We start from the raw sequence: 26,974 nt of genomic DNA on the forward strand, positions 1-26,974 counted from the left end.
GAGGGGAGGTTCATGGGTACACGATAAAGAGGTATTTTGTTAGTTGAAAAACAGTTCAATTGATTGAAATTAGAATAGGATCAAGCAGCAGTGAACCATATTTTCTAAATGAAAATATGGTTTACTTTATTTTCATTATGCTGCACATATTTTATTATTAATGGATGACATATATTATAAGAGGTGCATTGATAAATAAAGAACAATATGGTGATATCCCTACTATTGAAAAAGAACGTCTTATTTATAGGTTGAATGAGTAAGGAGGGGGTTAATTGGCTAATAAATATTGTCCTTTATGCGGAAAAGACAACGAGTGTAGGACAGGTGCCGGAGAGCATGGACATTGCTGGTGTGATTTAGAAACATTTCCTAAAGAAATCTTTGAATTAGTTCCGGTAGAAAGCAGAAGAAAGCATTGTATATGTAAAAACTGTTTGATTATGTATAAAGCAGAAAAGAAAATCAATAACAATAAATAGTGAACGATACGATATATTTATATAATAGAAGAAAAAATTTTTGATAAACGGATCCTTTTCCTTTAATACAATTTATTTGGACATAGAAGAAAGGAAAACTATAACAAGCAAGCTACCAAAAATAGCTTGCTTGTTTTTAAATGTTTAATTCAGGTTTTTGTGTCAAAGGTTTAATGTATTTAGCTAATAGTTTACGTGAGATTGGTCCAACAATTAGTAATTGAGATGGAAGCGCCACGATAAAGTTTAGACCAACTATTTTAAGGTACGCTGTGAAAATTGAACCTTCAATTCCTATCATTAAAGCTGTTAAAATAAGTCCGTATACTGACATAATAAGGACCATTATAGGGACCATACAAAAGGCAATCGCTACAATAAAGTTTCTTTCTTTCGATTTATCATAAGGCAGTGATAATGCCAATTTACGAGCTTTCGGTTCAACTAATGACTCTGCGATAAAGGCGATAATAAGTGTTATGATAAATTGAATGACTGCACTCCCTACTGTAAATGCTGAAAATCCGTGCAAAGCTGTGTTGTAAATTGACATAATAAGAACCATTCCAAAACACATAAAAATTCCGAAAATAATGCCTTCTTTTTTATTACTAGGCAATTAAAAACATCCTTTCCTTTAGAGAATAATGTAATTATATATGCCTAAAAAATTTTACATAAGTGACATTTTTGTGAACTTTTATTTTAGGATCAGAATTCTTGAGGAAGTTCTTATTCAACTATTGAGATCTTTAATACAATAACGAGTCCATTTGCAGCGGGTGAGGGCAGGAACGAGTAATCGTTCCTGTTTTTTCATTAATCATTTAAAGTTTGTAAGGCTGGAATTCGGTTTTCCTCTAAAAATGTTTTTAATTGCTCGGGAGCCAGTGGTTTACTATAGAAATAGCCTTGTCCATAATGGCAGCCGTATTGCTGTAATAAGGACAGCTGCTCCTCGTTTTCAATTCCTTCCGCAACGATGTTAAACTGTAAGCTTTTTCCCATATTAATAATTGTCTTTACCATAATTTCTTCACCTTTTGACATCTCGTAAATAAACGATTTATCAATTTTTAAGCAGTCAATCGGTAAATGCTGCAAATAACTTAATGACGAATAACCTGTGCCAAAATCATCAATAGACGTTCGAACTCCGAAATCTTTTAAGGCTTGGAGGATTATTTTTGTTTCTTTTACATTTTGTATCATGCTTTCGGTAATTTCTAATTCAAGGCAAGCTGGGTTGAGCTCAACTTTGCGCAAAATTTGTATCACTTCTTTTGCAAAGTGCACATTTTTAAATTGTTTGGCAGACACATTGACGGCAGCGTGCTGGATTGGCACGCCTTCTTTTTGCCACTGCTTCATTTGTGTACAAGCCGTTTCAATCACCCATCTGCCAACAGAAACAATGAGACCTGTTTCTTCTAAAATTGGGATAAATTCATTTGGGGAAATCAGTCCAAATTGAGGATGATGCCACCTTAATAATGCTTCTACCCCTGTAATGCTGTCTGTATGTAAATCGAACTGCGGCTGATAATGAAGGGTAAATTCATCATTCTGTAAAGCTCGGTTTAATTGTGTTTCAAGCGTCATTTTTCGTGAAACTTTTTCATTTAACAGAGGCGTATTTAACTGATACGTACCGCCGCCTAATTCTTTTGCATAATACATGGCGATGTCTGCTTTTCTAATTTCACTCTCGATGACTTTTTCGACCGGCAAGCTTTCAGTAGTTAGATGATGAGGTTCATATAAACTAATTCCAATGCTGGTTGAAATAAAAAACGTTTCTTCATTAATAAGAAATGGAGCTTCTAAACTTGTAATAATGTGCTCGGCTATTTTTGCGGCATCATTTTCACTACGAATATCTTCTAGTATGACAACAAACTCATCACCGCCTGTACGTGAGATAAAGGCACTGCTCGGAAGAATTTCTTTTAAGCGAACTGCTGTCTGTTTTAACAACAGATCTCCCGCAATATGTCCCATCGTATCGTTAATCACTTTAAAGCGATCTAAATCTAAAAACATAATGGCTGCTGGCTTTTTGTTTCCAATAACGGTTTGTAAATGTTTATTTAAAAAATTGCGATTCGGCAGTTCTGTTAACGAATCATAATAGGCCATCTGCTTAATTTCTTCTTCCATCGCTTTCTTTTTTGTAATGTCATTTCGAATCGATACATATTGATACGGTTTTCCGTGTCCGTCTAGAAAGGGTACAATTGTTGTATCAACCCAATAAAAGCTGCCGTCTTTTGCTTTGTTTTTAATTTCTCCTTTCCATACGTTTCCGCTTCCGATCGTTTGCCACATTTGTTTAAAAAATGCTTTTGAATGATAACCGGCATTTACAATTTTATGATCTTGTCCAATCAGTTCTTCTTCTTTGTACTTTGAAATGTCACAAAATTTTTTATTTACATAGTTTATAATGCCTTTCTTCTCAGTAATGGCGACGATGGAAGATTCATTTAATGCAAATTCAATATCTTCTAGCTTTTTTAATGTTTTGTTTAATTTTTTTTCGATTTGTTTATTTGTCATCTATCCCGTCCCCTTGAAAAATGTAGATACTGTTTGACTTTTAACATCATTTTAAACGAACGGTTTTTTAATGACTGTGATATTCTTCACACTTTGTTTATCAGTTTTCATAAGTAATAAAAGGTAAGGGAACTGCGAAACGAAAATAAGGGAATTCCCTTATAATAAAAACTGACTCACTCCTGTAAGATAAGAGTGTGAACAGGAAATGGAAAAAAATGAAAGGGGGATTAAGCGTGAAAGGTTCCCTAGTAATAAATAAACCTTCTGTACCGAACACGTTCCAATTTTCAGAGGGGAATTTGCGAAAACTTGAAAACATGATGTCAATCAAAAAAGTAGAGCGAGATCATTATTTATATTTAGAAGGAGATTCGTGTGACCAGCTTTATTATGTAATCGATGGCGTGGTTGATGTTTGTAAAAATATGGATGGTGGAAAAATTATCGATTCATTATTTTCATCCTGGTGATTTATTTGGTGAATGCTTTGAAAGAAAAACAACGATGTTTACTTCAAAAGCTCTCGAAAATTGCACGTTAGGTATTATCAACCGCCGCGAATTGGAACAGTTTATGAGAGTGGAAGGAAGCATGGCTTTAGAATTTATAAAATGGATTGGCTTGATGTATCAACATCTTCAAACAAAGCTTAGAGACCTTACGTTATTAGGAAAGCAGGGAGCACTTGCTTCGACATTAATTCGCATCGCAAACATGTATGGAAAAAGAGAAGGTAATAACCTTTATATTAAAAAACGATTTACAAATACAGAAATTGCGGACTTGATCGGCTCAAGTCGGGAAACCGTGAACCGCATGCTGAGTCAATATAAAAGAGACAACATTTTAACATTTGATGAAAAATCGATGGTCATTTTGGATGTGGAGTCTTTAAAAAAGATTTGTCATTGTGAAGATTGTCCAAAGTCTCTTTGTCGATTGTAAGATGCTTGAATAAATCAAAGTAAAAAGGCTAATGATGACTATAACATACAAGGAGGGATTTGTAATGTCAAACGAAACATTATATGAAAAATTCGGCCGAGAAGAGGCAATTGCAAAAGTTGTTGATTATTTTTACGAATTAGTACTGACAGATGACACTGTAAACCGTTTTTTTCAAGAGACGGACATGGAGAAGCAGCGAAAACACCAAACAAAATTTATTAGTTTTGCGTTAGGCGGACCAAATCAGTACAGCGGTAAATCAATGGCAAAAGCTCATGAAGGAATGAACATTCAACCTGAACATTTTCAAGCGATTGCACAGCATTTAAAAGAAGCACTTCTTCACTTTGGTGTTGACGAAGCGGATGTAAATATGGTGCTGGCAAGTATTAGCGAGTTAAAAGATGATGTGTTGTATAAATAATAGGAAGAAATCCAGCTTTAACAGGTACCAGCTTCTTGTGGAATTGATAAGAAGCTGGTACCTGTGTTTTCCTGCAGCTGCGATAAAAATCCCCTTGAGAGTGAACAGCAGCTCAAAAGGGGTGATCGTTTCGTATTTTATAGAAGAGAGGCTGTATTGGTTAATTCAGCAACTTTTTCTGCCAATGTCATGTAGTGAGTGTTTAATGTTGAACTTTCCTTATAAATTGAAGGTGTTTCTCCGTCTTCATTTGGAATTTCAAGCGGAAGTGATGCGAGCACTTCTGTACCGAGTGTGTGCGCAAGTTTTTGGCCCCCGCCTTTTCCGAATAAATAGTATTTTTTTTCGCTTTCTGGAGGCTGGAAATAAGCCATGTTTTCAACAACCCCTAAAATTTCGTGCTTTGTTTTAATGGCCATTGTGCCGGCACGTTCTGCGACATGGGCTGCCGCTTCATGAGGCGTTGTGACGATGATCTCTTTACATTGCGGAAGCATTTGATGCATATCTAAGGCAACATCCCCTGTTCCTGGCGGTAAGTCTAAAATCGTATAATCTAATTCCCCCCAGATCACATCATTAAAAAAGTGCTCGAGCATTTTACCGAGCATCGGTCCGCGCCATACAATTGGTTCATTTTCTTTTACTAAAAACCCCATCGACATCACGCTTAATCCGTGTGCCCCGACAGGAATGATTTTTCCATTTATCGTTTTCGGACGAGATGTAATGTTTAACAGCTTTGGAATGCTGAACCCATAAATATCAAGATCAATTAATGCGACCCGCTTTCCCTGCTCTGCTAAAGAAAGGGCAAGGTTTGCTGCAACCGTTGATTTGCCAACCCCGCCCTTTCCACTTGTTACGGCAATAATCGTTCCTTTTAACAAATGATCCACGCTCCTTAATTTTCGTTCATGTATTTATTGTAGAAAACAGAAAGAAAGCTGTATGTGATAAACCTCACACGATATGCTTTAAAAAATTGACAGTTTTGTTAACGCGTTTTATGAAAGAAGAAGTTTCCTCCAAGGTGTGACGAACTTCACAGTCAGCAATGTAAAACCTCATTAAAATGTAAGTGAATAAGCAAATGTGAGGGATTAAAGGAGTGGGGAAGAAGTGAAGCAGCTGGAAAGATCATTTTATTCAAAGACCAGCATGTACGCATTTTTTGTTGTATTAATTTTATTTTTTTCAATGTGGATTGGTACGAGCGGATTTAAGCATATTGATATGGCGCTGTTAGGTTATATGATCTCATCGTTTATTTTTGCGATCGGCATTACAATTCGGATGTGTTCATGGCTGATCAGACCAGCAACACATGAGGTCATCAAACGAAGCTTTAAAAATTTAAAAACGAGAGAGCGTAAAGAGCGAAATATTCGTTCCATTTTAAAAACTGCTTTTGATAACATTATTTTGCAAAAGTTTATTTTTCGACGCGGGATTTATCGCGGAGTGATGCACTTTATGATTTCTTGGGGCTGTATTGGCTCTTTTGCGATTACATTCGGATTAACGTTTGGCTGGATGCACTTTGATTTAGTCGATCCACATACGTATCAAATTGTGGTGATGGGTGTGCCGACGTTAAAGATGGCTGCACACGGGATACTTGCTGAACTGATTTACAACGGGTTAAATATTACCGGAATGATGGTGTTAGTGGGTGTGATTATGGCGCTGTACCGCCGTATTAACGACAAGGATTTAAAAGTAACACAGCGGGCAGAATTTGATTTATTTCCGCTTTACTTATTGTTAGCTGTTACGGTGACAGGCCTTGTTTTAACGATTTCATACACGCTTTTAGATGGATTTATGCACCATTATTTAACATTGATCCATCAAATCACTGTTGTAGTCATGCTTATTTATTTCCCATTCGGAAAACTGTTCCACTTACCGATTCGTCCGTTAACAACTGCGGTACCGCTAAACTATCAAGAGCAGTTAAAAATTGATACGAGAGCCTGCAAAAAGTGCAGTACTGTGTACAGCAGTGACGATCAAATTGATGATGTAAAGGCGATTCTTCATGTGCAGCAGTTTGATTTAAAGCTTGCTGACGGAACCTATTTAGCCGATTACTGCCCAGCATGCCGCCGCCGTATTCGTGTGATGAAGCAGATGAATTTAGAAGGACCAAAAGGAAATCCATATGGACCGATTCAAACGATGAACGACATTCATTTATCTGGATTTGGTAAAAAGCGCTCAGAACAGTTTTATGAGAAAAAGTAGTGAATAGAGGAGGAACAATCATGGCAGAGTTTGTCGTAAAACCAGGTGTAAAAAACCTGCAGCATAAAGATGAAAAACTAATTACAACCCACTGCAGCTACTGCGGAATGCAGTGTGGAATGCATATTCGTGTTCATAAAAAAACAGGAAAAGTAATGGGAGTTGAACCTCGTTATGATTGGCCGGTAACGATGGGGAAAATGTGTCCCAAAGGGGTTACCGCTTATCAGCAAATTGACCATAAAGACCGAATTACACGTCCATTGATTAAGAAGAACGGAAAATTTGTAGAAGCAAGCTGGGATGAAGCACTCGACTTAATTGAAAAGAATTTTAAAGGGTTGCAGAAAAAATATGGAAAAGATACGCTATCTGTTTTTGGCGGTGTATCGATGACAACTGAAAAATGCTATCTCGTTGGCAAATATGCACGTGTTGCACTCGGTACTCGCTATCTTGATTATAACGGACGCTTCTGTATGAGCTCTGCGGCAGGAGGATTTATTAAAACATTTGGGATCGACCGCGGTTCAACACTGCCGTGGCCGGAGCTTGAGCATAGCGACTGCTTCTTTATGGCGGGGACAAATACAGCGGAATGCCATCCAACAAGTATTCAATGGTTTTGGCGGGCAAAGGATAAAGGCGCAAAACTTATTGTTGCTGACCCAAGGGAAACACCAACAGCTCGTATTGCTGATGTGCACCTTGATTTAAAGCCTGGTACCGATTCAGCGCTTGCAAACGGAATGATGCATCTCATTATAAAAGAAGGCTATGTTGATGAAGCGTATGTCAGTGAGCGCTGCAATAACTATGAAGAACTAAAAGATATGGTGAAAAAATTTACACCCGAATATACGTCTGAAATTACCGGTATTGCGGTTGAAAAGATTATCAAAGCTGCTCACATTTACGGGAGATCACCGCGCTCTGTTATGATGTTCGCCCGCGGCGTTGAGCAGCAATCAAAAGGCGTTGACAATGTGACGCTTTACAGTTCAATGGCACTTCTACGCGGTCAAATTGGTAAATTTGCTTCAGGTGTTGCTACATTTACAGGACAGGGGAATGGTCAAGGAGGACGCGAGCACGGTCAGAAATCAGATTTATTACCTGGATACCGTAAACTAACAGACCCAAAAGCGGTGGAATATATTTCAAAAGTGTGGGGCATTGATCCGAAAGAAATGCCAGAGCCTGGTGTATCTGCTTATGAAATGTTTGATGAAATTCAAAAAGGCAATATTCGCGCGATGCATGTAATTTGCAGTAATCCAGCCGTATCAGCACCAAATACAGAATACATTTGGGAAGGCTTTAGAAAGCTTGATTTTATGGTTGTTAGTGATTTTTTCTTATCCGAAACAGCAGAGTTTGCCGATGTTGTGCTCCCAGCTGCAACGTGGGCGGAGGATGAAGGAACAACAACGAATTTAGAAGGGCGTGTCATTCGGATTCGTAAAGTAAAAGAGCCGCTTGGTGAATCAAAAACCGATTGGGAGATTATGAGCGAGATTGCAAAAAGAATGGGGAAAGGTGAGCATTTTCAGTACCACAATCCGAAAGAAATTTTTGAAGAGTTGAGAATCGCTTCAAAAGGCGGTAAAGCCGATTATTCAGGCATTACGTATGAACGAATTGAAAAAGAAGACGGTGTGTTTTGGCCTTGTCCATCAGTTGATCATCCAGGAACACCGACAATGTTTAAAGAAAAATTTGAAACACCAGACGGAAAAGCAAATCTTGCCGTTGTCGATTGGAAGCCGGCAGGAGAAACGCCGACAAAAGAATATCCGCATCTTTTAACAACAGGACGCGTTGTGTTTCATTATTTATCTGGAAATCAAACACGCCGAATTGACTTTTTAATGGAGCAGTGTCCGCTGCCGTATGTGGAAATACATCCGGAGCTTGCGAGTCAATATAACTTAAGTAACGGAGAAAAAGTAAAATTAACAACATCTCGCTCACAAATGACATTAGATGTACGTCTTACAAAAGCGATTCGAAAAGATACTGTCTTTGTTCCGTATCATTGGGGAAAAGAGCTTGCTGTGAATCAGTTGACAAATCCATGTCTTGATCCGGTATCGCGGATGCCTGAATTTAAAGTGTGCGCAGTAAAAATTGAAAAATTATAAGCATTCATTATTTTGAGGAGGAAAACTGATGAATAAAATTATGTATCTTGAGTTTGAACGCTGTATCGGCTGCCGTGCTTGTCAGGCTGCCTGCAGAGAGTGCGGCGGACATGACGCGAAGGAACGAAATTATGTTGAATATGTTGATTTTGTAGAATCAAGACAAACGTATCCAATGCTGTGCATGCAGTGTAAGGACCCGGCTTGTGCGCGTGTTTGTCCGGCAAATGCGATTCAAATTACCGAAGAGGGCGTCGTCTTATCAGCAATGGAAGAAAAATGCATCGGCTGCCGCAATTGTACGTTTGGCTGTCCGTTTGGGATTCCAAAGTTTGATTTTGAAGAAAACAAAATGTATAAATGCGATATGTGCTATGACCGCTCAAAGCATGATATTGCGCCAATGTGTGCATCAGTTTGTCCAAGTGACGCGATTCGATTTATTGATTTTGAAGAAATGCAGGCACTAAGAAGAAAACGAACACAGATGAATTTAGTCGAAGGGAAAAAGCCGACAGAGCAAGATAAATGGCAGTACGTCCCGGAGTTTTTCGGAGTTTATACAGACTAGGGGGAGAGCATGATGACAGAGCGAAAAAAGCTTGGCCGCAATCAAAAAGATACAAACGATGATATGATTAATCTCGTAGATAATTTGAATCGTGATGATGATTTAAAATATAACCGCAGAACGTTTTTAAAAACAGCCGCAGGCGCGTCAATGGCGCTTGGGCTGGCAACACTTCCTTTTTCAGTAAAAGCAATGTTAAATTTAAATGAAGACGTTGAAAAAGTATTTATCGCAAATCTTTCTGATGTTCCAAAAGGAGAATCATTTAATTTTACGTATCCAACTGAAGCTGAACCAGCGCTTCTCGTTCATACGAAAGACGGTGAGTTAAAAGCTTATAACAATAAATGTACACATCTGCAATGTCCAGTATTTTATGAAAAAGAAGAAAATGTTCTGCTTTGTCCATGTCATAAAGGCTACTTTAATGTGAACAGCGGCCAGCCGATGGCAGGACCGCCGCAGCGTGAACTGCCAATGATTGAGCTTGAAGTAAGTAACGGAAAAGTGTACGCAGTCGGAAGGAAGATTCGCCATGGGTAAAAAAATGTGCTGGACGATTATTTTTTTCACATTAGCCGTCAATGTTGTCCTGCTTCAGCAAACTGTTGAAGCGTATTATGGACTCGAGTATGAGCAGGTGTTTCGAAATACGATTTTAGGCTGTATTTCTGTCGCTGTCACACTTCTTGCATTAATAAGATGGTGGAAGCTTGAATATAAGAAATAAGAGGTTAACTCAAAGCATAGGGTCAGTTTCTTCTCAACACACATATCGATTTTGCTTTATGAAAAATCGATATATGTTGTATGAAATGGAGAAGGTCAGACCCTAAGGAGTTAGCCTTTTTTTAGAAATTTTTAACAGTGACTATATTTATTTCAAATGTTATAATAGATTTAAATATTCTTAAAATTCAGATTAAAAGAAACGGTTGAAATGAAAGGAGCAGTAAAATTGAAAGAGACAAACCTTCATGTAAAAGAAGTAAAAGATATTGTGGAAGAAGAGAAAGATATTATTGAATTATTAAGAGAAGAAGGCATGTTATTTGACTTTGACTCGATTTAAATAAAGCATTTTCAGCAAATAATCATGCGATTCCTTCTATTATGTAAGAGAAAGAATGGATGCAAGCCATTCTTTTTTGTGCTGTTTAATAAAATTCTCCTGTTGCTTCAATCCTTAAATTTCCCCCAGTAAATGTCCGCTCTCCAAACGTTGTAATTAGCGAACAAGATGTGACCGTGAAGGTGTCTTTCTTCGCTTCATCTTTTTCATAGTGAACAAGAATCCCTTCTGCGATCTGGAAATTCTGTTCATTGTAAATCCGTACTTTTTGTCCTTCCATTGACGTATGTTTGGCACCGTTTAAAAAATAAACCCACTTCTCCCAGTTTGTAATAAGATACGCTTTTTCATAGTTTTCTAAATACCCCATAAATGCTTCCTGATCATCAATGACAGCATGAAGTTGATCGGAAATCGCAGTGATTGTATCGTGAATCGTTTGGTATTGTGCCATTGTTAAATTTCCTGAGAAGCTGAAAGAGACGCACTGTTCATCGGATTTAGGTATCGCTTCAAGCAATACAGAACCTTCCTTTGTTTTTAAAACATATGCTTTAGTTGATTTGACAAGGTTTGTTTCTAGTAGGATTGTTTCCACATCCAGAACCTCTTCATAAGTAAGTGTTACGCTTAACATTTTATCCTCTCCTTTTTTCCATTTTTCCATCATTAGAAAAACTTGGCTTGTCACCAAGTCCTTTTAGCGAAAGACTTAGTTTTTCTTATACTTTAATCCTTTAAAAAAGTTAAACTTTCTTAAAGTGTAAAAAAGCAGCTGTAAAAATGATGTGACATTTATCACGCTGGAGTATAAGAAAAAGCTGCCTCAATTTGGGATCAGATCCCTTCATGAGACAACTTCTCCAAAAATGAAAATTAGATAGCGTTAATTTTACTTTGCAGCTCTTCTTTTTCTTCAATAGAAAGAAGGCGGTTTGCAAGCGGGAAAAGGACATTTTCTTCTTTCATAAAATGCTCGGATAAAATGAGGTAAGCTTGTGAAGCGAAGTTTGCGAGCTCTTTCGCTTTTTTCATGGTAAGTGCTCTTTCTGCTTTTTCCATTTGGGCTAAAAAGTGTTTTAACTGTTTTTTTGCTTCGTCATGTTCATATTCCATCACGGCAATTGGACCAGATTCACGGCCGATATAGGGAACCATCATTGGAAAAAGCACGCCTTCTTCGCGTTCTGAGTGCGGTTCAAGCTCTGATACGAATGCTTTTATTTTTTCATGCAGCTCATTCATGATGTTTTCAATATTGGCAGCTGCTCCGTCGTTTTCAATTTCTTGAGTTAGCTCATAAAATTCTTCCATTTGTTTTGTTAACGGAATATGTTCTTTTTTTAACTGCTCGAGTGCTGAGCAAAACACAACGTTGGTATTTCTCATCATACTAAAGCAGCTGTGTTCTTGTGGGTTCATGCTAGTTAGCCTCCTTTAACTCGTTAAGCACTCTTGGAAAAAGGATATTGTTTTCAAGGTGAATGTGCTGAAAGAGATCAGATTCTAGGTCTTCCAACTTTTGATAGGTTAACCGGTACGTTGTGCATGCTCCTTCTGGGAGGGTGTAATCGTTTGTTACGTCACGGAGTTCTTTTAAGAGATCTCCGGCTTCACTATGCTCGCTTTCAAGGTCTTCGATTTTTTGTGCGAGTTCGATTAATTTTTCTTTTGACGGGATATGTTCATATTCTCTAATTAATGGAAAGACAATGTTTTCTTCTTGAATAAGATGGTGTTCAAGCTCAACTTTGAGTTTATAAAATAATTTGTGTACGTCAGCAAGCTCAGGGTGATGAGTACCGTGGACACGGAATACTTTCGTTGTAAATTGACTTAATTCAGGTAAAACAGCATTAAGGTAAGCATGATGCGTGTTAACAATATGATCAATAAGATCGCTGTTTGTAATGTGATCCCAGTTAATGCGCTGATGCTGTAATGATTTAAAATAGACGTTATTTAATTTTTGCAGGATTTCTTTCTCATTTAAATTTTTTTCTTCGATTGCTTCACCAATTGGGCGGTTGCCGCCGCAGCAAAAATCAATTTTATATTCTTTTAAAATCGTACTTGTTTCAGGTAAACGTGTGACAATATCACCCGTTTTTGTTGTGTTATGAAAAATTGGTTCCATTACTAAAACCTCCAATTTGAATAGTGTTTGTTTTTCTAATTAAAGTGTAGCGAATGTAAATTCCACTTGAAGTGATACAAATCACAAATGAAAAAATTACTGAACATAAATTTTAGAATAGATAGTGTGAAAAGAACGTTTTACCCGACGAAGTCAAAATTAATAGAAAACTATACCGTCGCTGTAAAGTTTGCTCATTAGTGAGAAGTATCACATCGTTTTCCGGTTGGTTTTGTTACAGTATGTTTAATTTCATTTATAAAAAGGAGGCAGCTTCATGCGGACTAGAAGGACAAGCGGGACGTTAACAAATCTTATGCTTGATACAAGAACACTTGATGAATGGGTGGATGAGTATGGGTATAAGTGGGCAGAGGGATATAGGTGGGCAAATGGAAAGAAATATACGTGGATTCAAGCATTAAGGGAATTAGAGGATTTAGAGGTGAAAGGAATTGTTAGACAAGCTTAACGGAGGGGACAAAATGAGTAATTCATTAATCATTGGCGGTATTGAATTTAAAAACCGCTTATTCGTTGGAACAGGGAAATATGCAGATCATCACCAAATGAATGAAGCAATTGAAAAATCAAACACAGAGCTTGTAACGGTTGCTTTAAGACGCGTTGATTTAGAAGCAAACGAGGAAAACATTTTAAACTACATACCAAAACAGGTCACATTAATGCCAAATACATCAGGAGCACGAACAGCAGATGAAGCGATTCGCATTGCAAGATTAGCGAGAGCGTGTGGAATGGGAAATATCGTAAAAATTGAAGTGATTTCTGATCAAAAATATTTACTTCCAGATAATAATGAAACAATTAAAGCGACAGAAGTATTAGCACAAGAAGGGTTTATTGTGATGCCTTATATGAGTCCTGATTTAATGGCGGCTAAAAGGTTAAAAGAAGCTGGTGCAGCGAGCATTATGCCGCTTGGAGCGCCAATTGGAACGAATCGCGGAATAAAGATGAAAGAGCTAATTCAAATTTTAATTGATGAAATGGATCTGCCGATTGTTGTCGATGCCGGAATTGGAAAGCCTTCAGAAGCAGCAGAAGCAATGGAAATGGGAGCAGCTGCCGTGCTTGTTAACACCGCCATTGCAGGTGCACAAAATTCAGTGGAAATGGCAATGGCTTTTGATGAGGCAGTAAAGGCAGGAAGGCGCGGTTATTTAGCGGGAGTTGGTACATGCTCTTTCACTGGAAATGCTTCTTCGCCGTTAACGGGATTCTTACATTTATAAAAGGGGGAGAAGCAAAAAATGAGTTTCTATGAAAAATATGAGGAAGTAAAATCATTACCGTTTGAGGAGATCTTTACATCGACAACCGAATTTGATGTGAAGCGTGTATTAGCAAAATCAAAATTAACTGAAATGGATTTTCTAACATTGTTATCACCAGCGGCAGAAGCATATTTAGAAGAAATGGCCGTAAAAGCTCATAATCTAACCGTACAGCACTTTGGCAGCGTCATGCAGCTGTTTTCACCGCTTTATTTATCGGATTATTGTGTGAATCAATGTAAATACTGCAGCTTCAGCATTGAAAATCAATTTGAGCGAAAGAGATTAACAATGGATGAAGTAGAAGGAGAAGCAAAAGCAATTGCGGCTAGGGGAATAAGACATGTGATTTTATTAACAGGTGAATCAAGAAGGTATACACCTATTTCTTATTTTAAAGAAAGTGTTGGTGTGTTTAAAAACTATTTTGATTCACTTTCTATTGAAGTACAGCCGTTAACTGTTGGAGAATATAAAGAAGTGATTGCAGCTGGTATTGATGGTCTTACAGTATTTCAGGAAGTGTATAATGAAGATATTTATAAAGAAATTCATCTAAAAGGCCCGAAACGAAACTATCATTTTCGCTTGAATGCACCAGAGCGCGGCTGCCAGGCAGGAATGCGCACCGTTACAATTGGCGCACTTCTCGGTTTAGATGATTGGAGAAAGGAAGCCTTTTTCACAGGGCTTCATGCCGCATACTTACAAAACAAGTACTTGGAAACAGTGATTGGGGTTGCTCTTCCGCGCATCAAGCCTCATTTAGGGAGTTTTCAGCCGAATGTTCACGTATTAGACAAGCATCTTGTCCAATATATGCTTGCATTAAGGCTGTTTTTACCGCGGATTGGGATGACACTCTCAACAAGGGAAGCCCCAAAACTTCGCGATCATTTAATTCCGCTCGGCATCACGCAAATGTCAGCAGGCTCATCAACAGCAGTCGGCGGTTATGCAGAAGAGGAAGAAGGAAACAGCCAGTTTGAAATCTCCGATGAGCGCAGTGTCGATGAGATAAAAAGCCTCTTAAAGCAAAAAGGCTATCAGCCGGTTTTTAAAGATTGGCAGCTGCTGAGTGAGGCGCATTAAAAAAGTATATGAGGTATATCTTTCTGGATTATTCTTTATACTATTCATGAATATAGAAGAGGAGTGCGGTATTGTGACAACACTTTATGAAAAACTAGGCGGAAAAGAAGCGATCAGCAAAGTTGTAGATCATTTTTATGACAAAGTTTTAGCAGATGAAACTGTCAACCATTTCTTTGAAAATACGGATATGGAAAAACAAAGGCGCCATCAAACACAGTTTATCAGCTGGGCAGTTGGCGGGCTAAATCAATACTCAGGAAGAAGTATGGAAAAAGCCCATGAAGGATTGAATTTACAGGAAGAACATTTTACAGCCATTGCGAACCATTTAGCTTCAAGTCTACAAGCATTTCAGGTTGAGCAGGGAGACATTAATCAGGTGTTAGATAAAGTCGCTTCAATGAAAGAACAAATTTTGCATCACTAATAGTAAGATAAAAGACAGAGAATTCTTTTTCCTGTCTTTTATTTTTTAAAGTTACTTACTAAAGATTATTTTTGTATAAACTTAAAGTGAAAGTCAATAATAGAATTAGTGAATTTTACTAATTGGGGTGTGAAGCATGAATCATAACCGTGACTATGATCGAGATGGCGGCCGGGAAGATATGTTGACTGAACAGTGACTAAAGGAAATGCAAAGCGAACACAGCAGCTCCGTAATGAAATTAATCAAATCCATTAAAAAGCTGACCTGAAAGTATTTTTTACTTTCAGGTCAGCTTTTTATATTGATGATAAAGGGGAATATTTATGAAATAAAATTATGAAACTGTCACTAATTTGTGATATATTTCACATTATTTGAAGAAAAAAGCAGTACAATATGGGTGCATTGTCATTCATATTTTCTAAAACTTTACTCATACTAACTTAGAGGTGATTGAATTGAAAATAAAAGTTTTTGCATTCTTGTTGTTCTTTTTAACGATTCCATTTATTGCAAACGGTCATGTGAAGTGGTTCACAAAATCTGCGCCTGTGAAAGAATCAATTGAAAATATATTATCACCATTTTTTATGACGATTGCATTAATTACAGCGCTTGTTCTTGGGATTTTGCCGCAAATTTTACCGAAATTAATGGAATGGAAGCCAGTTGAAAAGTTTGATGAAACATTAGATCGTTTAAGAAAATTTTCACCGTTATTGCTGCGATACGGAACAGCAGTTGCATTAATTGTGCAAGTTCTATCAGGAAGCTTATTAGCGCCTGAAATTCATATTAATACATTTGGCTATATTGTTGGTGCAGCAGTTATTGTGCTGCTTCTTATTCCACATCATTTTGCTCATAAAATTGCCGCTGCTGCACTTGTTTTAGCATTTATTGAAGCAACATTTCGCATTGGCACGTTTCATATGCTGGATTACGGCTTTTATGTGGCGATTGCGTTTGCATTATTTGTGCAAAAAACAAAAATTGAAACATGGGGTACACCGTTTTTATATTTAGGCACAGGATTATCTCTTTGCTGGGTAGCTGTTGAGAAGTGGGTCTTTCCGGGATTAAGCATGGATATTATTGCATCACATGGTGTGCCAACATTTGGCTTTTCACCTGAAATGTTTATAAGCATAAGTGCATTTATTGAGTTTGTTGTTGGTTATTTGTTAGTCGTTGGAGTGTTAAATCGTATTTTAGCACTTGTATTAACACTTATCTTCTTTATGACAACAACATTGTTTGGAGCTGTTGAAATTGTCGGACACTTAATTGTTCACTTTATTCTCATTGTATTTATCCTTGAAGGAATAAGCTTTTATAAGCCTCCGATTAAAATTCACCAAACAATGCTTGATCAAATCATTTTTGTTTTTTTAAACTTCTTGTTTGTATTAGGAGCTATGATTTTAATTTATTATCGCTTTGCATAAAAAACTCCTGCTGTGAATAAAGTGATCCACAGCGGGAGTTTTTTATAGAGAAATTTAAGTAAGCTATAAATGATAAAAAAGCTCTTCTTTAACAGCATTAGCTGCAATTAAAAAGCGACCTTTTGCGTTTACTTCAACTATTTCTTTTCTGCGTAATTGTGTAAGCGTCCGGCTGACGGTTTCGCGTGAGGTGCCGATCATGTTTGCGATTTCTCGGTTTGTAAAGTGAGTGGTAAGTTCAATTCTGCCGTCTTTATGCTTTTTTCCATATGCTTTTGAAAGACGAAGCAGCAGCATTAAAATTTGTTCATACGTATTATGAAGAATTTGTTCTTCAAGCCTGTTTTGCAAATCAACAATCTTTTCACCCATTACTTTAAACAATTTTATACAAACATCAGGACGCTGCAGTAAGAGTTTTTCAAAATCAGAAATTGGAATAACGATTAATGTTGCGTTTTCAATAATTTCAGCGTGTGCTGGGTAGTCACCAGTACGAAAAAAACCGGCATGTGGAAACATATCGCCTTCTTGCAATATGGAAACAATTTGTTCTTTACCGCTCAAATCTGTTTTATAAATTTTTACTTTTCCTTTATGAATAAAAAACACGCGATCAAGCGGATCTCCCTGCATAAAGATAATCATCCGAGCTCGAAATTGACGTGGATGTGCCATTTCAACAATTGGTGTGAGTTCATTCTCTGTTAGTTCCTTAAATAATGGAACTTTTTTTAATAATGTTCGAATGGTCTCTGCGCTCATCCCTTCTCCACCCTTCTCATAATTTTTAAGTTTTCCCTTCTATTATTTTAATGAGTTTGTTCTTCCTTTAAAGTGATCAATCTCACACTTTTTCCTTGCAGCACCTCACAGACGGTTTGGAAAAAGAGGTATATCATAAGACGCAAATAAGATACTTTAAAGGGAGTGGATATGATGGGAGCACCACAAATAAATGATCCAAAAACTTCGAAAAAACGAAATATAAAAGCAAAAAATGGCTTTTTAAAATCTGTGTTAGTGTTTACACTGCTTGCTAGCTTTACCGTATTGCTTTTAGGAGGTTATTGGATTTTTAAAGAAATGGCACCAAGACCGCTTGAGGTTGTAAATGCAAATGGCGAAGTGGTTACAAGTCAAGCATTCATTAAAGGAGGGCAGGCCGTCTTTCAAAAATATGGCCTGATGGATTATGGAACAGTTCTCGGTCACGGTTCATATATGGGACCTGATTACACAGCTGAAACATTGAAAATTTACACGTTAGGAATGCAGGATTATAAAGCACAAGAAGCTTATGGGAAGCCGTTTGCTGAGTTAACGAAAGATCAGCGCGAAGTGATTAAAAATCATGTGATTGAAGAAATGCGGGTAAACCGTTACAACGAGGAGAAAAAGGTTCTTCCGTTAACGGCGGCACAAACTTACGGATTAGAAAAAGTTCGCGAATATTACCGTGATGTTTTTACAAATGGCGATGGCTGGGGCTTAAAAGCAGGATTGATTCAAGAAAGTCATATGCCGGATGGGGAGCGTGCATGGGTAAGTGATGGCGATCAAATTACGCAAATAGCAGACTTTTTCTTCTGGACAGCATGGCTTTCAAGTACACTGCGTCCTAATGATGAGATTACCTATACAAACAACTGGCCTTACTTTGAAGACGCAGGAAATACGATGTCATTTTCTGCTGTATGGTGGAGCGGAGCAAGTATCACAATTTTAATTCTAGCGCTTGCTGTGATTCTTTATTTATTCAATCGTTATCGTCTCGGTATGGAAGAAGCTTATACAGAAGGAAAATATCCTACTTTTGATTTAAGTAAACAGCCGTTAACACCGTCACAAGTGAAAACAGGAAAATATTTTGCGGTTGTATCGGTGTTGTTTTTCGCGCAGGCAATGTTTGGAGCGCTTCTTGCTCACTATTATGTAGAGCCAGATAGTTTTTTCGGAATAAGGTGGATTTATGATATTTTACCGTTTAGTATTTCAAAAGGTTATCATTTGCAGCTTGCAATTTTCTGGATTGCCACGTCATGGCTTGGCATGGGAATTTTCGTTGCACCGCTGGTCGGAGGACATGAACCGAAGCGGCAGGGAGTATTAGTTGATATTCTGTTTTGGGCGCTCGTTGTATTAGTCGGCGGCAGTATGGTTGGTGAGTGGCTCGGTGTGAATGGTTATTTAGGAAACAATTGGTTCTTATTTGGTCACCAAGGCTGGGAATACCTTGAGCTTGGACGGATTTGGCAGGTTGTGCTTGCAGCGGGAATGCTCATTTGGCTGTTTATTGTTTTCCGAGGCATTAAGAGCGGGTTAAAGCGAGAAAGTGATAAAGGCGGCTTAATTCATCTCTTGTTTTACGCAGCGATTGCGGTGCCGTTTTTCTATATTTTCGCATTTTTTATTAATCCAGGTGCAAACTTTACGATGTCTGATTTTTGGCGCTGGTGGATTATTCACTTATGGGTAGAAGGAATTTTTGAAGTATTTGCGGTTGTTATTATTGGCTTCCTGCTTGTGCAGATGAATCTTGTCACCAAAAGCTCGACTGTCCGCGCGCTGTATTTTCAGTTAACTATTTTGCTCGGCAGCGGTGTAATCGGAATTGGTCACCATTATTATTACAACGGTTCAAGTGAAGCGTGGATTGGACTTGGCGCAGTTTTTTCAGCGCTTGAAGTTATTCCGCTTACACTACTTGTGCTTGAAGCATATGAGCAGTATAAGATGATGAGAGACGGTGGCGTCGATTTTCCGTATAAAGCAACATTCTGGTTTTTAATTTCAACAGCTGTTTGGAATTTAGTTGGTGCAGGGGTATTAGGTTTTCTCATTAACTTGCCGGCAGTTAGCTTCTTTGAGCACGGACAATTTTTAACACCGGCTCATGGTCACGCTGCAATGATGGGTGTGTACGGCATGTTTGGCATTGCGGTTCTCCTTTATTCATTAAGAAACATTGTCAAACCTGAAAAATGGAATGACAAATGGCTGAAATTCTCATGCTGGGCACTCAATATCGGTTTAGCAGGAATGGTAATCGTCACACTGCTTCCAGTTGGTTTCTTGCAATTAAAAGAAGCATTTTTCAGCGGCTACTGGGCATCACGCTCACCTGAATTTTTACAGCAGGACATTATCCAAAAGCTTCTTACAATTCGTGCTGTTCCAGATACAATCTTTTTATTAGGGGTTATTGCACTTGCGGTGTTTAGTGTAAAAGCATTATCCCATTTAAGAAAACCGACACACCGTGAAATGGAAGCACTGCCTGTGAAAGATCTATCAACTGAGGAAGAGTAAAGGAAAGGAGAGGACTCTTTAAATAAATAGTTCCGTTATCGTGCAGAAACATATGAAATAACATGCCAATTAGCAGACCAAATCACATAGTTGATTTGGTCTCTTATTTCCCTTTTATGCCAATGATTGTTGGCTTTTAACATAAAAAATTGCAGAATAAATCACACCCTAATTCGCATAATGACAATTACTGTTGTCAATCCGATAATTAGTATGTTAAAAGGTTTGCTATTTACTATGTTAATTCTGATACATACAGAAAGTAATTGTAATTTTATGTTAAAATAAATATACTTAAAGTAAACCAGCTAATAGTTTGTCAACATTTTTCAATAAAAAACTCAAAATTAATGTGATATACTAAATTTGCGCGTGCCAAATAACCTTCCTTTATTATTATACTGGAAGGTTTTGTTTTATTTAGTCAGATATAGTTTTTAAACTATATCTTGGAAAGTTGTTTTGTTTTTTAGTAAAGCATATATCCAATGTAATAGCTTATTTACACAAGCAATTACTGCTACCCTAAAGGGTTTACCTTCGCTGCGCTTTTTATCGTAAAATTCCCTCATTTTCTTATTTCGAGGGATTAGTTCATCACTAGTTTTCTTTTTACGCTTGTCACGGATGGCACAACGTATAGCTAGATATAAAGCGTGGCGTAGACGACTAGAACCTCTTTTAGTGATACGGTTTTTACTCGCTGTGAATCTACCTGATTCAAAAACGCTGGGATCAACTCCGGCAAAAGCCACAAGCTTTTTGGGGTGATTAAATCGATCTATTTCCCCAATCTCAGAAAGGATCGTGGCAGCGATCTTTTCTCCGATACCCTGGATAGATTTGATAATATTATATTTTTCAATTTCTTTAGCTAGTGTATCTATCTCTGCTTCCAACTTTGATAGATGCTCTTTAAATTGAAGAAGCATATCAATATACATTCCCATGCTTAAAAGATGACTTTGGTACAACGTCTTTTTAAATGGGTTACGAGCTGCAGCTGCTTTGAGCTTTTGTGCCTTTTCATAAGCCCATTTTTCAGAACGACTCGTACATAAATCAGCTATACGATTTGCTAGTTTATCCACGCTAGTCTTCAAGATATCTTCGGATGCTTTAAATTCTTGGAGAACCCGTAAAGAAACAAAAGAATATAGCTCTCCAAAAACCCCTCTATATTCAGGAAATACTTGTTCCAATACAGCCTGAAACTGTAGCTTTGTTTGAATAAAATTCCCTGTAATATTCTCATGTTGCCGTGTTAGATTACGAAGGTTTAAGAGTTGAACTCCACGCTTTTTATAAGGCTCTAAGTCCTCCTTATAGTAAAGTTCGCAAAGATGATAGGCATCTATGGCATCTGTCTTAACCTTACGTAAACTAGAACTTTTCGCTCTATGTGAGATCAATGGGTTCACTATGATTAATAAATAATTATGCTCCTCCAAAAATTGAACAACAGAAGCATGATAATGTCCTGTAGATTCCAAAACAATTGATGGATTCTGTCCTGTAGTTTCCTTTATGTGCTTTAAAAATTCGTGAAGTAAAACTAGTCCTTCACTAGTGTGTTTCACTTTAAAACTCTTACGATAAGGCTTTTTCTTGTCCAAAAATGCTTGGACCTGACTTTCCACTTTAGATACATCCAGACCAACGACTGGATTCATCCTCCACCATCTCCTAATCTTTTTATTTGCCGGTACCCCTTATCCTTCTTGCAGTATCACAGCTTCGCTTGTTATACGAGATCGTTGTCCCAACCAGCCTCAATCATGTTTCTACAAGTAGGGGGCAAACTGTTTAGCTGACGGGATCCAGGTCCCACGGGCAGTTACATTTTACCCCAGCTACCGTTATAATAAGACCATATAAAAAATGGTCAACCAGAAATATTTTCTTATCTGGATGACCTTATAATACGAACGTGGCAGTTTACTTCAACAAAAATTAACATATATAGGATTGGATAAAAGAAAAAGCCCACTTTAATTTGCAAAAGTGGACGTTCTAAGTAACTTATTATTATTGTTTTTAAGTCTTGTATCTACTAGAAAAAATAATATCGCACTGGCAAATGTATATATTACGAGCCATCCTAACAAAAATATTATAATAAGACCGAAAAAACTATAAAGGGAAAAGGAAAAAAGAACTTGCTTTTTTCTTTTTCCATGCCTTGTTATATATTCAATTAGAATGGATACTGGTAAGCCGTAAACAAAGTTACCAATTAAAGTGTAAAAGAAAACCAAAGGTAGAAATCCTAAACTTGTGGTTGATTCTGAAAAGCTATGACCATCCCCTACATAAAAAAGAATTAATATTGTAACAAAAACCCCAGTAATTATTGTTAGAAAAACAGCTGTATATAAAGCTGATAACATCTTTCGTTTAAACATTCCCTCACCCCTCTGATGTTTAATTATACAATAATTATAATCTTTAACGATAAAGATAAAGTTTGTTCCACGAAAGGGTACTTGAATTTAAGAATAAGGATTGGTGCAGCAGCTCCTTCGTTTATTCAATCAAGTGGCAGTTTAGTGGAAGAAGAAGTTATGTTAAACTTAGCTAAAATTTGAAAAAGGGGAATAATTATGGAGGATACTTTAACAATTAAAGAGTTACAATCACAAAATGAGATTTTAGAAGCATTTCCAGTTATGAAACAACTACGAAAACACCTCGATGAAGAGACATATCTCGATTTAGTTTTAGACGCAAAAGATAAAGATAGATATAAAATGTTTGCTTTAATTGATGGCGGAGAAATAGTTGCAGTAACTGGTTTTAAACCAATGATAACACTATATTATGGTAGATTTGTCTGGGTTTGTGATTTAGTGACCGATACAAATAAGCGTTCAAAAGGATACGGTGAAAAACTACTTTCATATGTTCATGAATGGGCAAAAGAAAACAACTATGAAAGTATTGCTTTATCTTCAGGATTACAGCGAACTGCCGCACACCGTTTTTATGAAAATAGAATGGACTATGACAAAGTAAGTTATGTGTTCAAAGCGTTTTTGAAATAAGTAGTATTGAATTAAAGGGTGCAATAGTGGAATAAGAGAGTTGTCGCTGTAGTATTATCCCCTTATGGTAAATCGCAGGAATGTTGAGCAAGAAGGTAATTACACTCTATGTATAGAATTGGAGGAGCATAAATGGAGTGGTATAAAGAAGAGTTTGTAGTTAGTGACGATAAAGATAGAATAAACTTAGAAGATGTCTCAAAGTTACTATCTACAACATATTGGGCATCGAATAGAGCAATAGAAACCAACGAAAAAAGCATTAACAACTCTTTGTCATTCGGGGTGTATCATAACGGAAAACAAGTAGGGTTTGCGAGGGTAGTTACTGATAAAGCTGTGTTTTCATGGATATTAGATGTTGTCATAGATGATAATTACAGGGGTAAAGGATTAGGTCAATGGTTAATGGAATGTATATTTGAACATCCAGAAATTAAATTTACAGCATTTGCCTTAGCGACATCAGATGCACATGATTTTTATAAAAAGTTCGATTTTAAAGATAACGCTTGTATGACCAAGCCTTTACTGTCCAATTAAGAAGCATTCTTGCACTAACGGGTAGCAAGAGCTAAAAAAGGCGATCATTAAATTGATTGTCTTTTTCTTTTTTATAATTGATAGAATATATACAGTAATTTCCATTTATTGCAGAGAAGTATAAATAGAAAATTCGAAATGAGGGTGAGATTAATTAAACATAGATTGATTTTTATATATTTTATTTTATCATTTCTAGTTTCTTTGTCTGCCTGTGACCAAAAGATGGATGAAGAAGAGTTCCTTTCTCCAAATTCTAAACTAGATAGAACTTTTATGCCGAAAGAAGTTCCATCAGGAAGTAGAAGTCAGTATGACATTATGTTAACTATGACTGATGAAGGGGAATTTAATATAGAAACGAAAGTGATTATAGAAAACACATCTCAAGATAATTGGAATAACTTGATATTCTATTTTATTCCTAACATATTTACAGAAGATACAGCTCAAGATTTAAATTATCCTCTAGAATCTCCAGCAACTATAAAATTTCATAAAGTGGCTATTGATGGGAATCAAACTGATTTTACCCTAGAGGAAGACACATTAACAATCCCCTTACAGAATCAGCTAGAACCGAATAAACAAATTACAGTTGAATTTATCTATGAATTCACCCTTCCAGATAATGGACTGAGGTTTACTAGAAAAAATGGTAATTACTACTTATCACAATTTTACCCAATGGTTGCAACATATAGGGATAACAAATGGAATAAGGCAGACTACATGTTTAGAGGTGAAACCTATCATACTGCATTTAGCGATTATAAATTTGAATACGACATCCCTGAAGAATACACTTTCGTTTCAACATATGATAATGAAAATTTTCCAAGTAAAAACAAAGATTCTTTTAAAGTCAGTAATGTAAAGGATATATTCGTAGCTGTTATAAAAAAAACACTAGTTGTTCAAAGAATGTCTGGAAACGTAAATATAAGGGTTTTTGGATTTGAAGAAAAACATGATTTATATACTGAAATAAGTGAAGTAGCTACAAATGCACAAAGTTACTTCGAAAAAAATATTGGTCCATACCCATTTAAACAGCTAGATATTATTCTAGATAGTTTAGGAATGGAGTGCCCAGGTATTGTTACAGCAAGCTCAGTTTACAATAGTGGTCCAGTGAAAACTGATACCCTTAAAAGAATGGTTGTACACGAAATTGCACATCAATGGTTTTATGGTATCATCAGCAATGATCCTTATAATGAAGCTTGGTTAGATGAGGGATTTGCTGAGTTTGCAACAGGGCTATATTATTATTCAAATTCTGAACAGGAAATCCCTTATGACACAATGGCAAAACATTTAGAAAAACTTGAACCACTATCTATAAACCTACCATTAGATAAATATAAACATAATCAAAGCTCATATACCTATGGAAAAGCCAGTGTGATGTTGTGGAAAATGTTCGAAAAAAGAGGTGGTATAGAGGAGGCAGAAAAATTTTTAAAAAGTTATTATGACTTTTATAATTATAAAGAAGTAAATACTAAAGAATTTGTTAGATTTACTAAACACTATTTTAGTTTTGAAGATAACGCAGAATTTGAGGATTGGTTGGTGCTTGATTGATTATTTTTGCAATTTCCTTTTTTTAAACTATAGGGGACAAATCCAGAATAACAACTAAAAAGGTATATAGGAATCGAGGTTGATTATATGAACTTTGATGAGATAGAAAATAGTGTCAAGTCCAAAAAAGGAGTTATTACAATTCATACGCTTAATGAAGCAGGACTATATAGATAATAAGCAAGAATGGGAAAATACAAGTATTGATACATAGTTAGATGCAATGGAAGCATGGGCAAGTGACACTAAATTACTTTTAGAAGAGCCTAAATGGAGTGAATTTACAAAGATATTATACGCAGGCAGTAGGTATGAATAATAGATGGTAGTTCTTGCACTAACGGAGTGCATTAGTTGAAGAAAACAAGCAAATTTAAAGCGTATGGATTGTCATGCGTTTTTGTGTGTTATTTCTGTTGTTATTTAACTTGCTATTGCAAGTGTGATTTCTAATGTTTTTTTGTATTTTCTCCACAGTATAGGAGCTACTTACTCTTTAAAGGGTCTTCTTTTTTTAGGGAGTTGTAAATTTTACTATAGATTTTACGCTGCTATATTATTAACAAAACACCGCGGGAGCAACCCTAATTAGTAAATAAAAAGGTGCCTGACCGAATGCATTTGCATTTTAGGATCAGGTACCTTTAAAGATTTAGATACAAGCTTCATATTCTTTCATAATGTTGTTGATGATTGTTTGAACTGGGAGGATTTCTTTAATTTCATGCACTCTTGCCCCGGCGAAAACAAGGCCATTTTCGCAATCTCCATTCATAGATGTAATTAAAGAATCCAGTGTACAGAAGCGATAAGAACAATTTTTTAGGCAGTCAATGCACTTCTTAATTTTTACTTTTTTATCATCAGCAATAAGCTCACTGAAAGAATTTTTAATTACACGACCTTGGAGACCAACCGTTGTTTTAACTAAAATCGTATCTTCCTGCCGAGCATGGACATATTTTTCTTTAAATGGTAACGGGGCATCACACTCTTCACTTGCAGCAAACCTCGTACCCATCTGTACCCCAGAAGCTCCGATACTTAAGGCGCGGTTGAGATCTTCTCCCGTTAGTATTCCTCCAGCAGCGATTACTGGAATTTTGACTGCAGCAACGACTTCCGGCAGTATATCGAATAAAGGTCTGTCTGTACCAAGGTGTCCACCGGCTTCATGGCCTTCTACAACAACTGCAGCAGCACCAAGACGTTCTGACAGCTTAGCAAGCTTTGCTGAAGATACAATCGAAATAACGGGGATGCCGGCTTCTTTCCCCCAAGCATACATATCTCTTGAAATTCCAGCACCTGATATAATAAAATCAACTTTTTCTTCAATCGCTGCTTTCATTTTTTCAGCAAAATCATTCATGGCGAAAAGAACATTTATTCCAATATAGCCGGAATTCTTTGTACATTCCTTTGCCTTTCTTATATGTGATCGCATTTCATCGACAGTAATTCCTGTTCCTGATATGATTCCAATTCCTCCAGCATTCGCAACCGCAGCTGCTAGTTTGCTTAACGAAATACCTACCCCCATGCCACCTTGCATGATGGGAACCTTTGGCATCATATGACCTATTTTCAATTGTGGAAAATTCAAAAAAAAACCCCATTTCAT

Annotated in this window: 29 protein-coding genes; 19 read left to right on the forward strand and 10 right to left on the reverse strand. The window is 36.9% G+C overall.

Annotation, left to right across the window (positions count from 1 at the left end):
- Positions 1-275 precede the first annotated feature (275 nt).
- Positions 276-482, forward strand: a complete 207-nt coding sequence (locus tag DS031_RS16925; RefSeq protein ID WP_113807249.1) for a cysteine-rich CWC family protein — start codon at positions 276-278, stop codon at positions 480-482.
- A gap of 136 nt (positions 483-618) precedes the next feature.
- Here DS031_RS16925 and DS031_RS16930 read toward each other — a convergent pair whose 3' ends face one another.
- Together DS031_RS16930 and DS031_RS16935 are read right to left on the reverse strand one after the other, a co-directional pair.
- On the reverse strand, positions 619-1,101 hold the full coding sequence (locus DS031_RS16930; RefSeq protein ID WP_113807250.1) for a DUF2798 domain-containing protein: 483 nt from the start codon (positions 1,099-1,101) through the stop codon (positions 619-621).
- A 200-nt stretch (positions 1,102-1,301) separates the two neighbouring features.
- A complete protein-coding gene (locus tag DS031_RS16935; RefSeq protein ID WP_113807251.1) occupies positions 1,302-3,041 on the reverse strand; it encodes a sensor domain-containing protein in 1,740 nt (579 codons plus the stop codon).
- A gap of 236 nt (positions 3,042-3,277) precedes the next feature.
- Between DS031_RS16935 and DS031_RS23375 the strand changes: the two genes are divergently transcribed.
- The 3 genes from DS031_RS23375 to DS031_RS16945 all read left to right on the forward strand — a co-directional run bounded on the left by DS031_RS23375 (position 3,278) and on the right by DS031_RS16945 (position 4,416).
- A complete protein-coding gene (locus DS031_RS23375) occupies positions 3,278-3,514 on the forward strand; it encodes a cyclic nucleotide-binding domain-containing protein (RefSeq protein WP_142675790.1) in 237 nt (78 codons plus the stop codon).
- On the forward strand, positions 3,477-3,989 hold the full coding sequence (locus tag DS031_RS16940) for a Crp/Fnr family transcriptional regulator (RefSeq protein ID WP_181833206.1): 513 nt from the start codon (positions 3,477-3,479) through the stop codon (positions 3,987-3,989). Before DS031_RS23375 ends, DS031_RS16940 begins: the two co-directional genes overlap by 38 nt.
- Before the next feature lie 64 nt (positions 3,990-4,053).
- Complete coding sequence (locus DS031_RS16945; RefSeq protein ID WP_113807253.1) at positions 4,054-4,416, forward strand: group I truncated hemoglobin; 363 nt, start codon at positions 4,054-4,056, stop codon at positions 4,414-4,416.
- A 137-nt stretch (positions 4,417-4,553) separates the two neighbouring features.
- Here DS031_RS16945 and DS031_RS16950 read toward each other — a convergent pair whose 3' ends face one another.
- Positions 4,554-5,315, reverse strand: a complete 762-nt coding sequence (locus DS031_RS16950; protein ID WP_425451984.1) for an Mrp/NBP35 family ATP-binding protein — start codon at positions 5,313-5,315, stop codon at positions 4,554-4,556.
- A gap of 223 nt (positions 5,316-5,538) precedes the next feature.
- On the opposite strand from DS031_RS16950, the gene DS031_RS16955 reads away from it, so the two are divergent.
- From DS031_RS16955 to DS031_RS16975, 5 genes are read left to right on the forward strand one after another with little or no spacing between them, the layout of a single operon-like run.
- On the forward strand, positions 5,539-6,666 hold the full coding sequence (locus tag DS031_RS16955; RefSeq protein WP_113807255.1) for a respiratory nitrate reductase subunit gamma: 1,128 nt from the start codon (positions 5,539-5,541) through the stop codon (positions 6,664-6,666).
- 20 nt (positions 6,667-6,686) lie between these two features.
- On the forward strand, positions 6,687-8,810 hold the full coding sequence (gene fdhF, locus DS031_RS16960; protein ID WP_113807256.1) for a formate dehydrogenase subunit alpha: 2,124 nt from the start codon (positions 6,687-6,689) through the stop codon (positions 8,808-8,810).
- Between the two features lie 28 nt (positions 8,811-8,838).
- Positions 8,839-9,381, forward strand: coding sequence for a 4Fe-4S dicluster domain-containing protein (locus DS031_RS16965; RefSeq protein WP_113807257.1), 543 nt, complete (start codon positions 8,839-8,841; stop codon positions 9,379-9,381).
- A gap of 12 nt (positions 9,382-9,393) precedes the next feature.
- Positions 9,394-9,924, forward strand: a complete 531-nt coding sequence (locus tag DS031_RS16970; RefSeq protein WP_113807258.1) for a Rieske 2Fe-2S domain-containing protein — start codon at positions 9,394-9,396, stop codon at positions 9,922-9,924.
- Positions 9,917-10,111 (forward strand): hypothetical protein, encoded by a 195-nt coding sequence (locus tag DS031_RS16975; protein ID WP_113807259.1) that lies wholly within the window; start codon positions 9,917-9,919, stop codon positions 10,109-10,111. Before DS031_RS16970 ends, DS031_RS16975 begins: the two co-directional genes overlap by 8 nt.
- A 427-nt stretch (positions 10,112-10,538) precedes the next feature.
- On the opposite strand, the gene DS031_RS16980 is transcribed toward DS031_RS16975, so the two are convergent.
- The 3 genes from DS031_RS16980 to ric form a co-directional block, all read right to left on the reverse strand.
- The gene (locus DS031_RS16980) at positions 10,539-11,090 is read right to left on the reverse strand and encodes a hypothetical protein (RefSeq protein WP_113807260.1); all 552 of its coding nucleotides are present in this window, start codon (positions 11,088-11,090) and stop codon (positions 10,539-10,541) included.
- A gap of 239 nt (positions 11,091-11,329) precedes the next feature.
- Positions 11,330-11,875 carry a hemerythrin domain-containing protein gene (locus tag DS031_RS16985; protein WP_245947494.1) on the reverse strand — a complete coding sequence of 182 codons (546 nt, stop codon included), beginning with the start codon at positions 11,873-11,875 and terminating at the stop codon, positions 11,330-11,332.
- 1 nt (position 11,876) lies between these two features.
- Positions 11,877-12,590 carry an iron-sulfur cluster repair di-iron protein gene (gene ric / locus DS031_RS16990; RefSeq protein ID WP_113807261.1) on the reverse strand — a complete coding sequence of 238 codons (714 nt, stop codon included), beginning with the start codon at positions 12,588-12,590 and terminating at the stop codon, positions 11,877-11,879.
- Between the two features lie 277 nt (positions 12,591-12,867).
- Here ric and DS031_RS16995 point away from each other — a divergent pair, with 277 nt between their 5' ends.
- The 5 genes from DS031_RS16995 to DS031_RS17015 all read left to right on the forward strand — a co-directional run bounded on the left by DS031_RS16995 (position 12,868) and on the right by DS031_RS17015 (position 16,861).
- Positions 12,868-13,062 (forward strand): hypothetical protein, encoded by a 195-nt coding sequence (locus DS031_RS16995; protein WP_113807262.1) that lies wholly within the window; start codon positions 12,868-12,870, stop codon positions 13,060-13,062.
- A gap of 13 nt (positions 13,063-13,075) precedes the next feature.
- Positions 13,076-13,846, forward strand: a complete 771-nt coding sequence (locus tag DS031_RS17000) for a thiazole synthase (RefSeq protein ID WP_113807303.1) — start codon at positions 13,076-13,078, stop codon at positions 13,844-13,846.
- An 18-nt stretch (positions 13,847-13,864) separates the two neighbouring features.
- Entirely contained in the window at positions 13,865-14,980 is a 1,116-nt protein-coding gene (gene thiH / locus DS031_RS17005; protein ID WP_113807263.1) for a 2-iminoacetate synthase ThiH, read from the forward strand.
- Between the two features lie 73 nt (positions 14,981-15,053).
- Positions 15,054-15,410, forward strand: a complete 357-nt coding sequence (locus DS031_RS17010) for a group I truncated hemoglobin (protein WP_113807264.1) — start codon at positions 15,054-15,056, stop codon at positions 15,408-15,410.
- A gap of 461 nt (positions 15,411-15,871) precedes the next feature.
- Positions 15,872-16,861, forward strand: a complete 990-nt coding sequence (locus DS031_RS17015) for a hypothetical protein (protein ID WP_245947496.1) — start codon at positions 15,872-15,874, stop codon at positions 16,859-16,861.
- A gap of 63 nt (positions 16,862-16,924) precedes the next feature.
- On the opposite strand, the gene DS031_RS17020 is transcribed toward DS031_RS17015, so the two are convergent.
- Positions 16,925-17,626, reverse strand: a complete 702-nt coding sequence (locus DS031_RS17020) for a Crp/Fnr family transcriptional regulator (protein WP_113807265.1) — start codon at positions 17,624-17,626, stop codon at positions 16,925-16,927.
- Positions 17,627-17,800: 174 nt separating this feature from the next.
- Between DS031_RS17020 and DS031_RS17025 the strand changes: the two genes are divergently transcribed.
- A complete protein-coding gene (locus DS031_RS17025; protein WP_113807266.1) occupies positions 17,801-20,173 on the forward strand; it encodes a nitric-oxide reductase large subunit in 2,373 nt (790 codons plus the stop codon).
- Between the two features lie 437 nt (positions 20,174-20,610).
- Here DS031_RS17025 and DS031_RS17030 read toward each other — a convergent pair whose 3' ends face one another.
- Positions 20,611-21,846 carry an IS110 family RNA-guided transposase gene (locus tag DS031_RS17030; RefSeq protein WP_113807267.1) on the reverse strand — a complete coding sequence of 412 codons (1,236 nt, stop codon included), beginning with the start codon at positions 21,844-21,846 and terminating at the stop codon, positions 20,611-20,613.
- Between the two features lie 318 nt (positions 21,847-22,164).
- Positions 22,165-22,578 (reverse strand): hypothetical protein, encoded by a 414-nt coding sequence (locus DS031_RS17035; protein WP_113807268.1) that lies wholly within the window; start codon positions 22,576-22,578, stop codon positions 22,165-22,167.
- A 198-nt stretch (positions 22,579-22,776) separates the two neighbouring features.
- On the opposite strand from DS031_RS17035, the gene DS031_RS17040 reads away from it, so the two are divergent.
- The 4 genes from DS031_RS17040 (at position 22,777) to DS031_RS24720 (ending at position 25,564) form a co-directional block, all read left to right on the forward strand.
- A complete protein-coding gene (locus DS031_RS17040) occupies positions 22,777-23,217 on the forward strand; it encodes a GNAT family N-acetyltransferase (RefSeq protein WP_113807269.1) in 441 nt (146 codons plus the stop codon).
- 132 nt (positions 23,218-23,349) lie between these two features.
- Complete coding sequence (locus DS031_RS17045) at positions 23,350-23,760, forward strand: GNAT family N-acetyltransferase (protein WP_113807270.1); 411 nt, start codon at positions 23,350-23,352, stop codon at positions 23,758-23,760.
- 225 nt (positions 23,761-23,985) lie between these two features.
- The gene (locus DS031_RS17050; RefSeq protein WP_181833207.1) at positions 23,986-25,350 is read left to right on the forward strand and encodes a M1 family metallopeptidase; all 1,365 of its coding nucleotides are present in this window, start codon (positions 23,986-23,988) and stop codon (positions 25,348-25,350) included.
- A 112-nt stretch (positions 25,351-25,462) separates the two neighbouring features.
- Complete coding sequence (locus tag DS031_RS24720; RefSeq protein WP_425451985.1) at positions 25,463-25,564, forward strand: DUF7660 family protein; 102 nt, start codon at positions 25,463-25,465, stop codon at positions 25,562-25,564.
- Between the two features lie 438 nt (positions 25,565-26,002).
- Here DS031_RS24720 and DS031_RS17055 read toward each other — a convergent pair whose 3' ends face one another.
- The gene (locus DS031_RS17055; RefSeq protein WP_113807272.1) at positions 26,003-26,974 is read right to left on the reverse strand and encodes an NAD(P)H-dependent flavin oxidoreductase; all 972 of its coding nucleotides are present in this window, start codon (positions 26,972-26,974) and stop codon (positions 26,003-26,005) included.

This window comes from Bacillus taeanensis (assembly GCF_003318295.1).
Taxonomy (GTDB): Bacteria; Bacillota; Bacilli; order Bacillales; family UBA6769; genus Maribacillus; species Maribacillus taeanensis.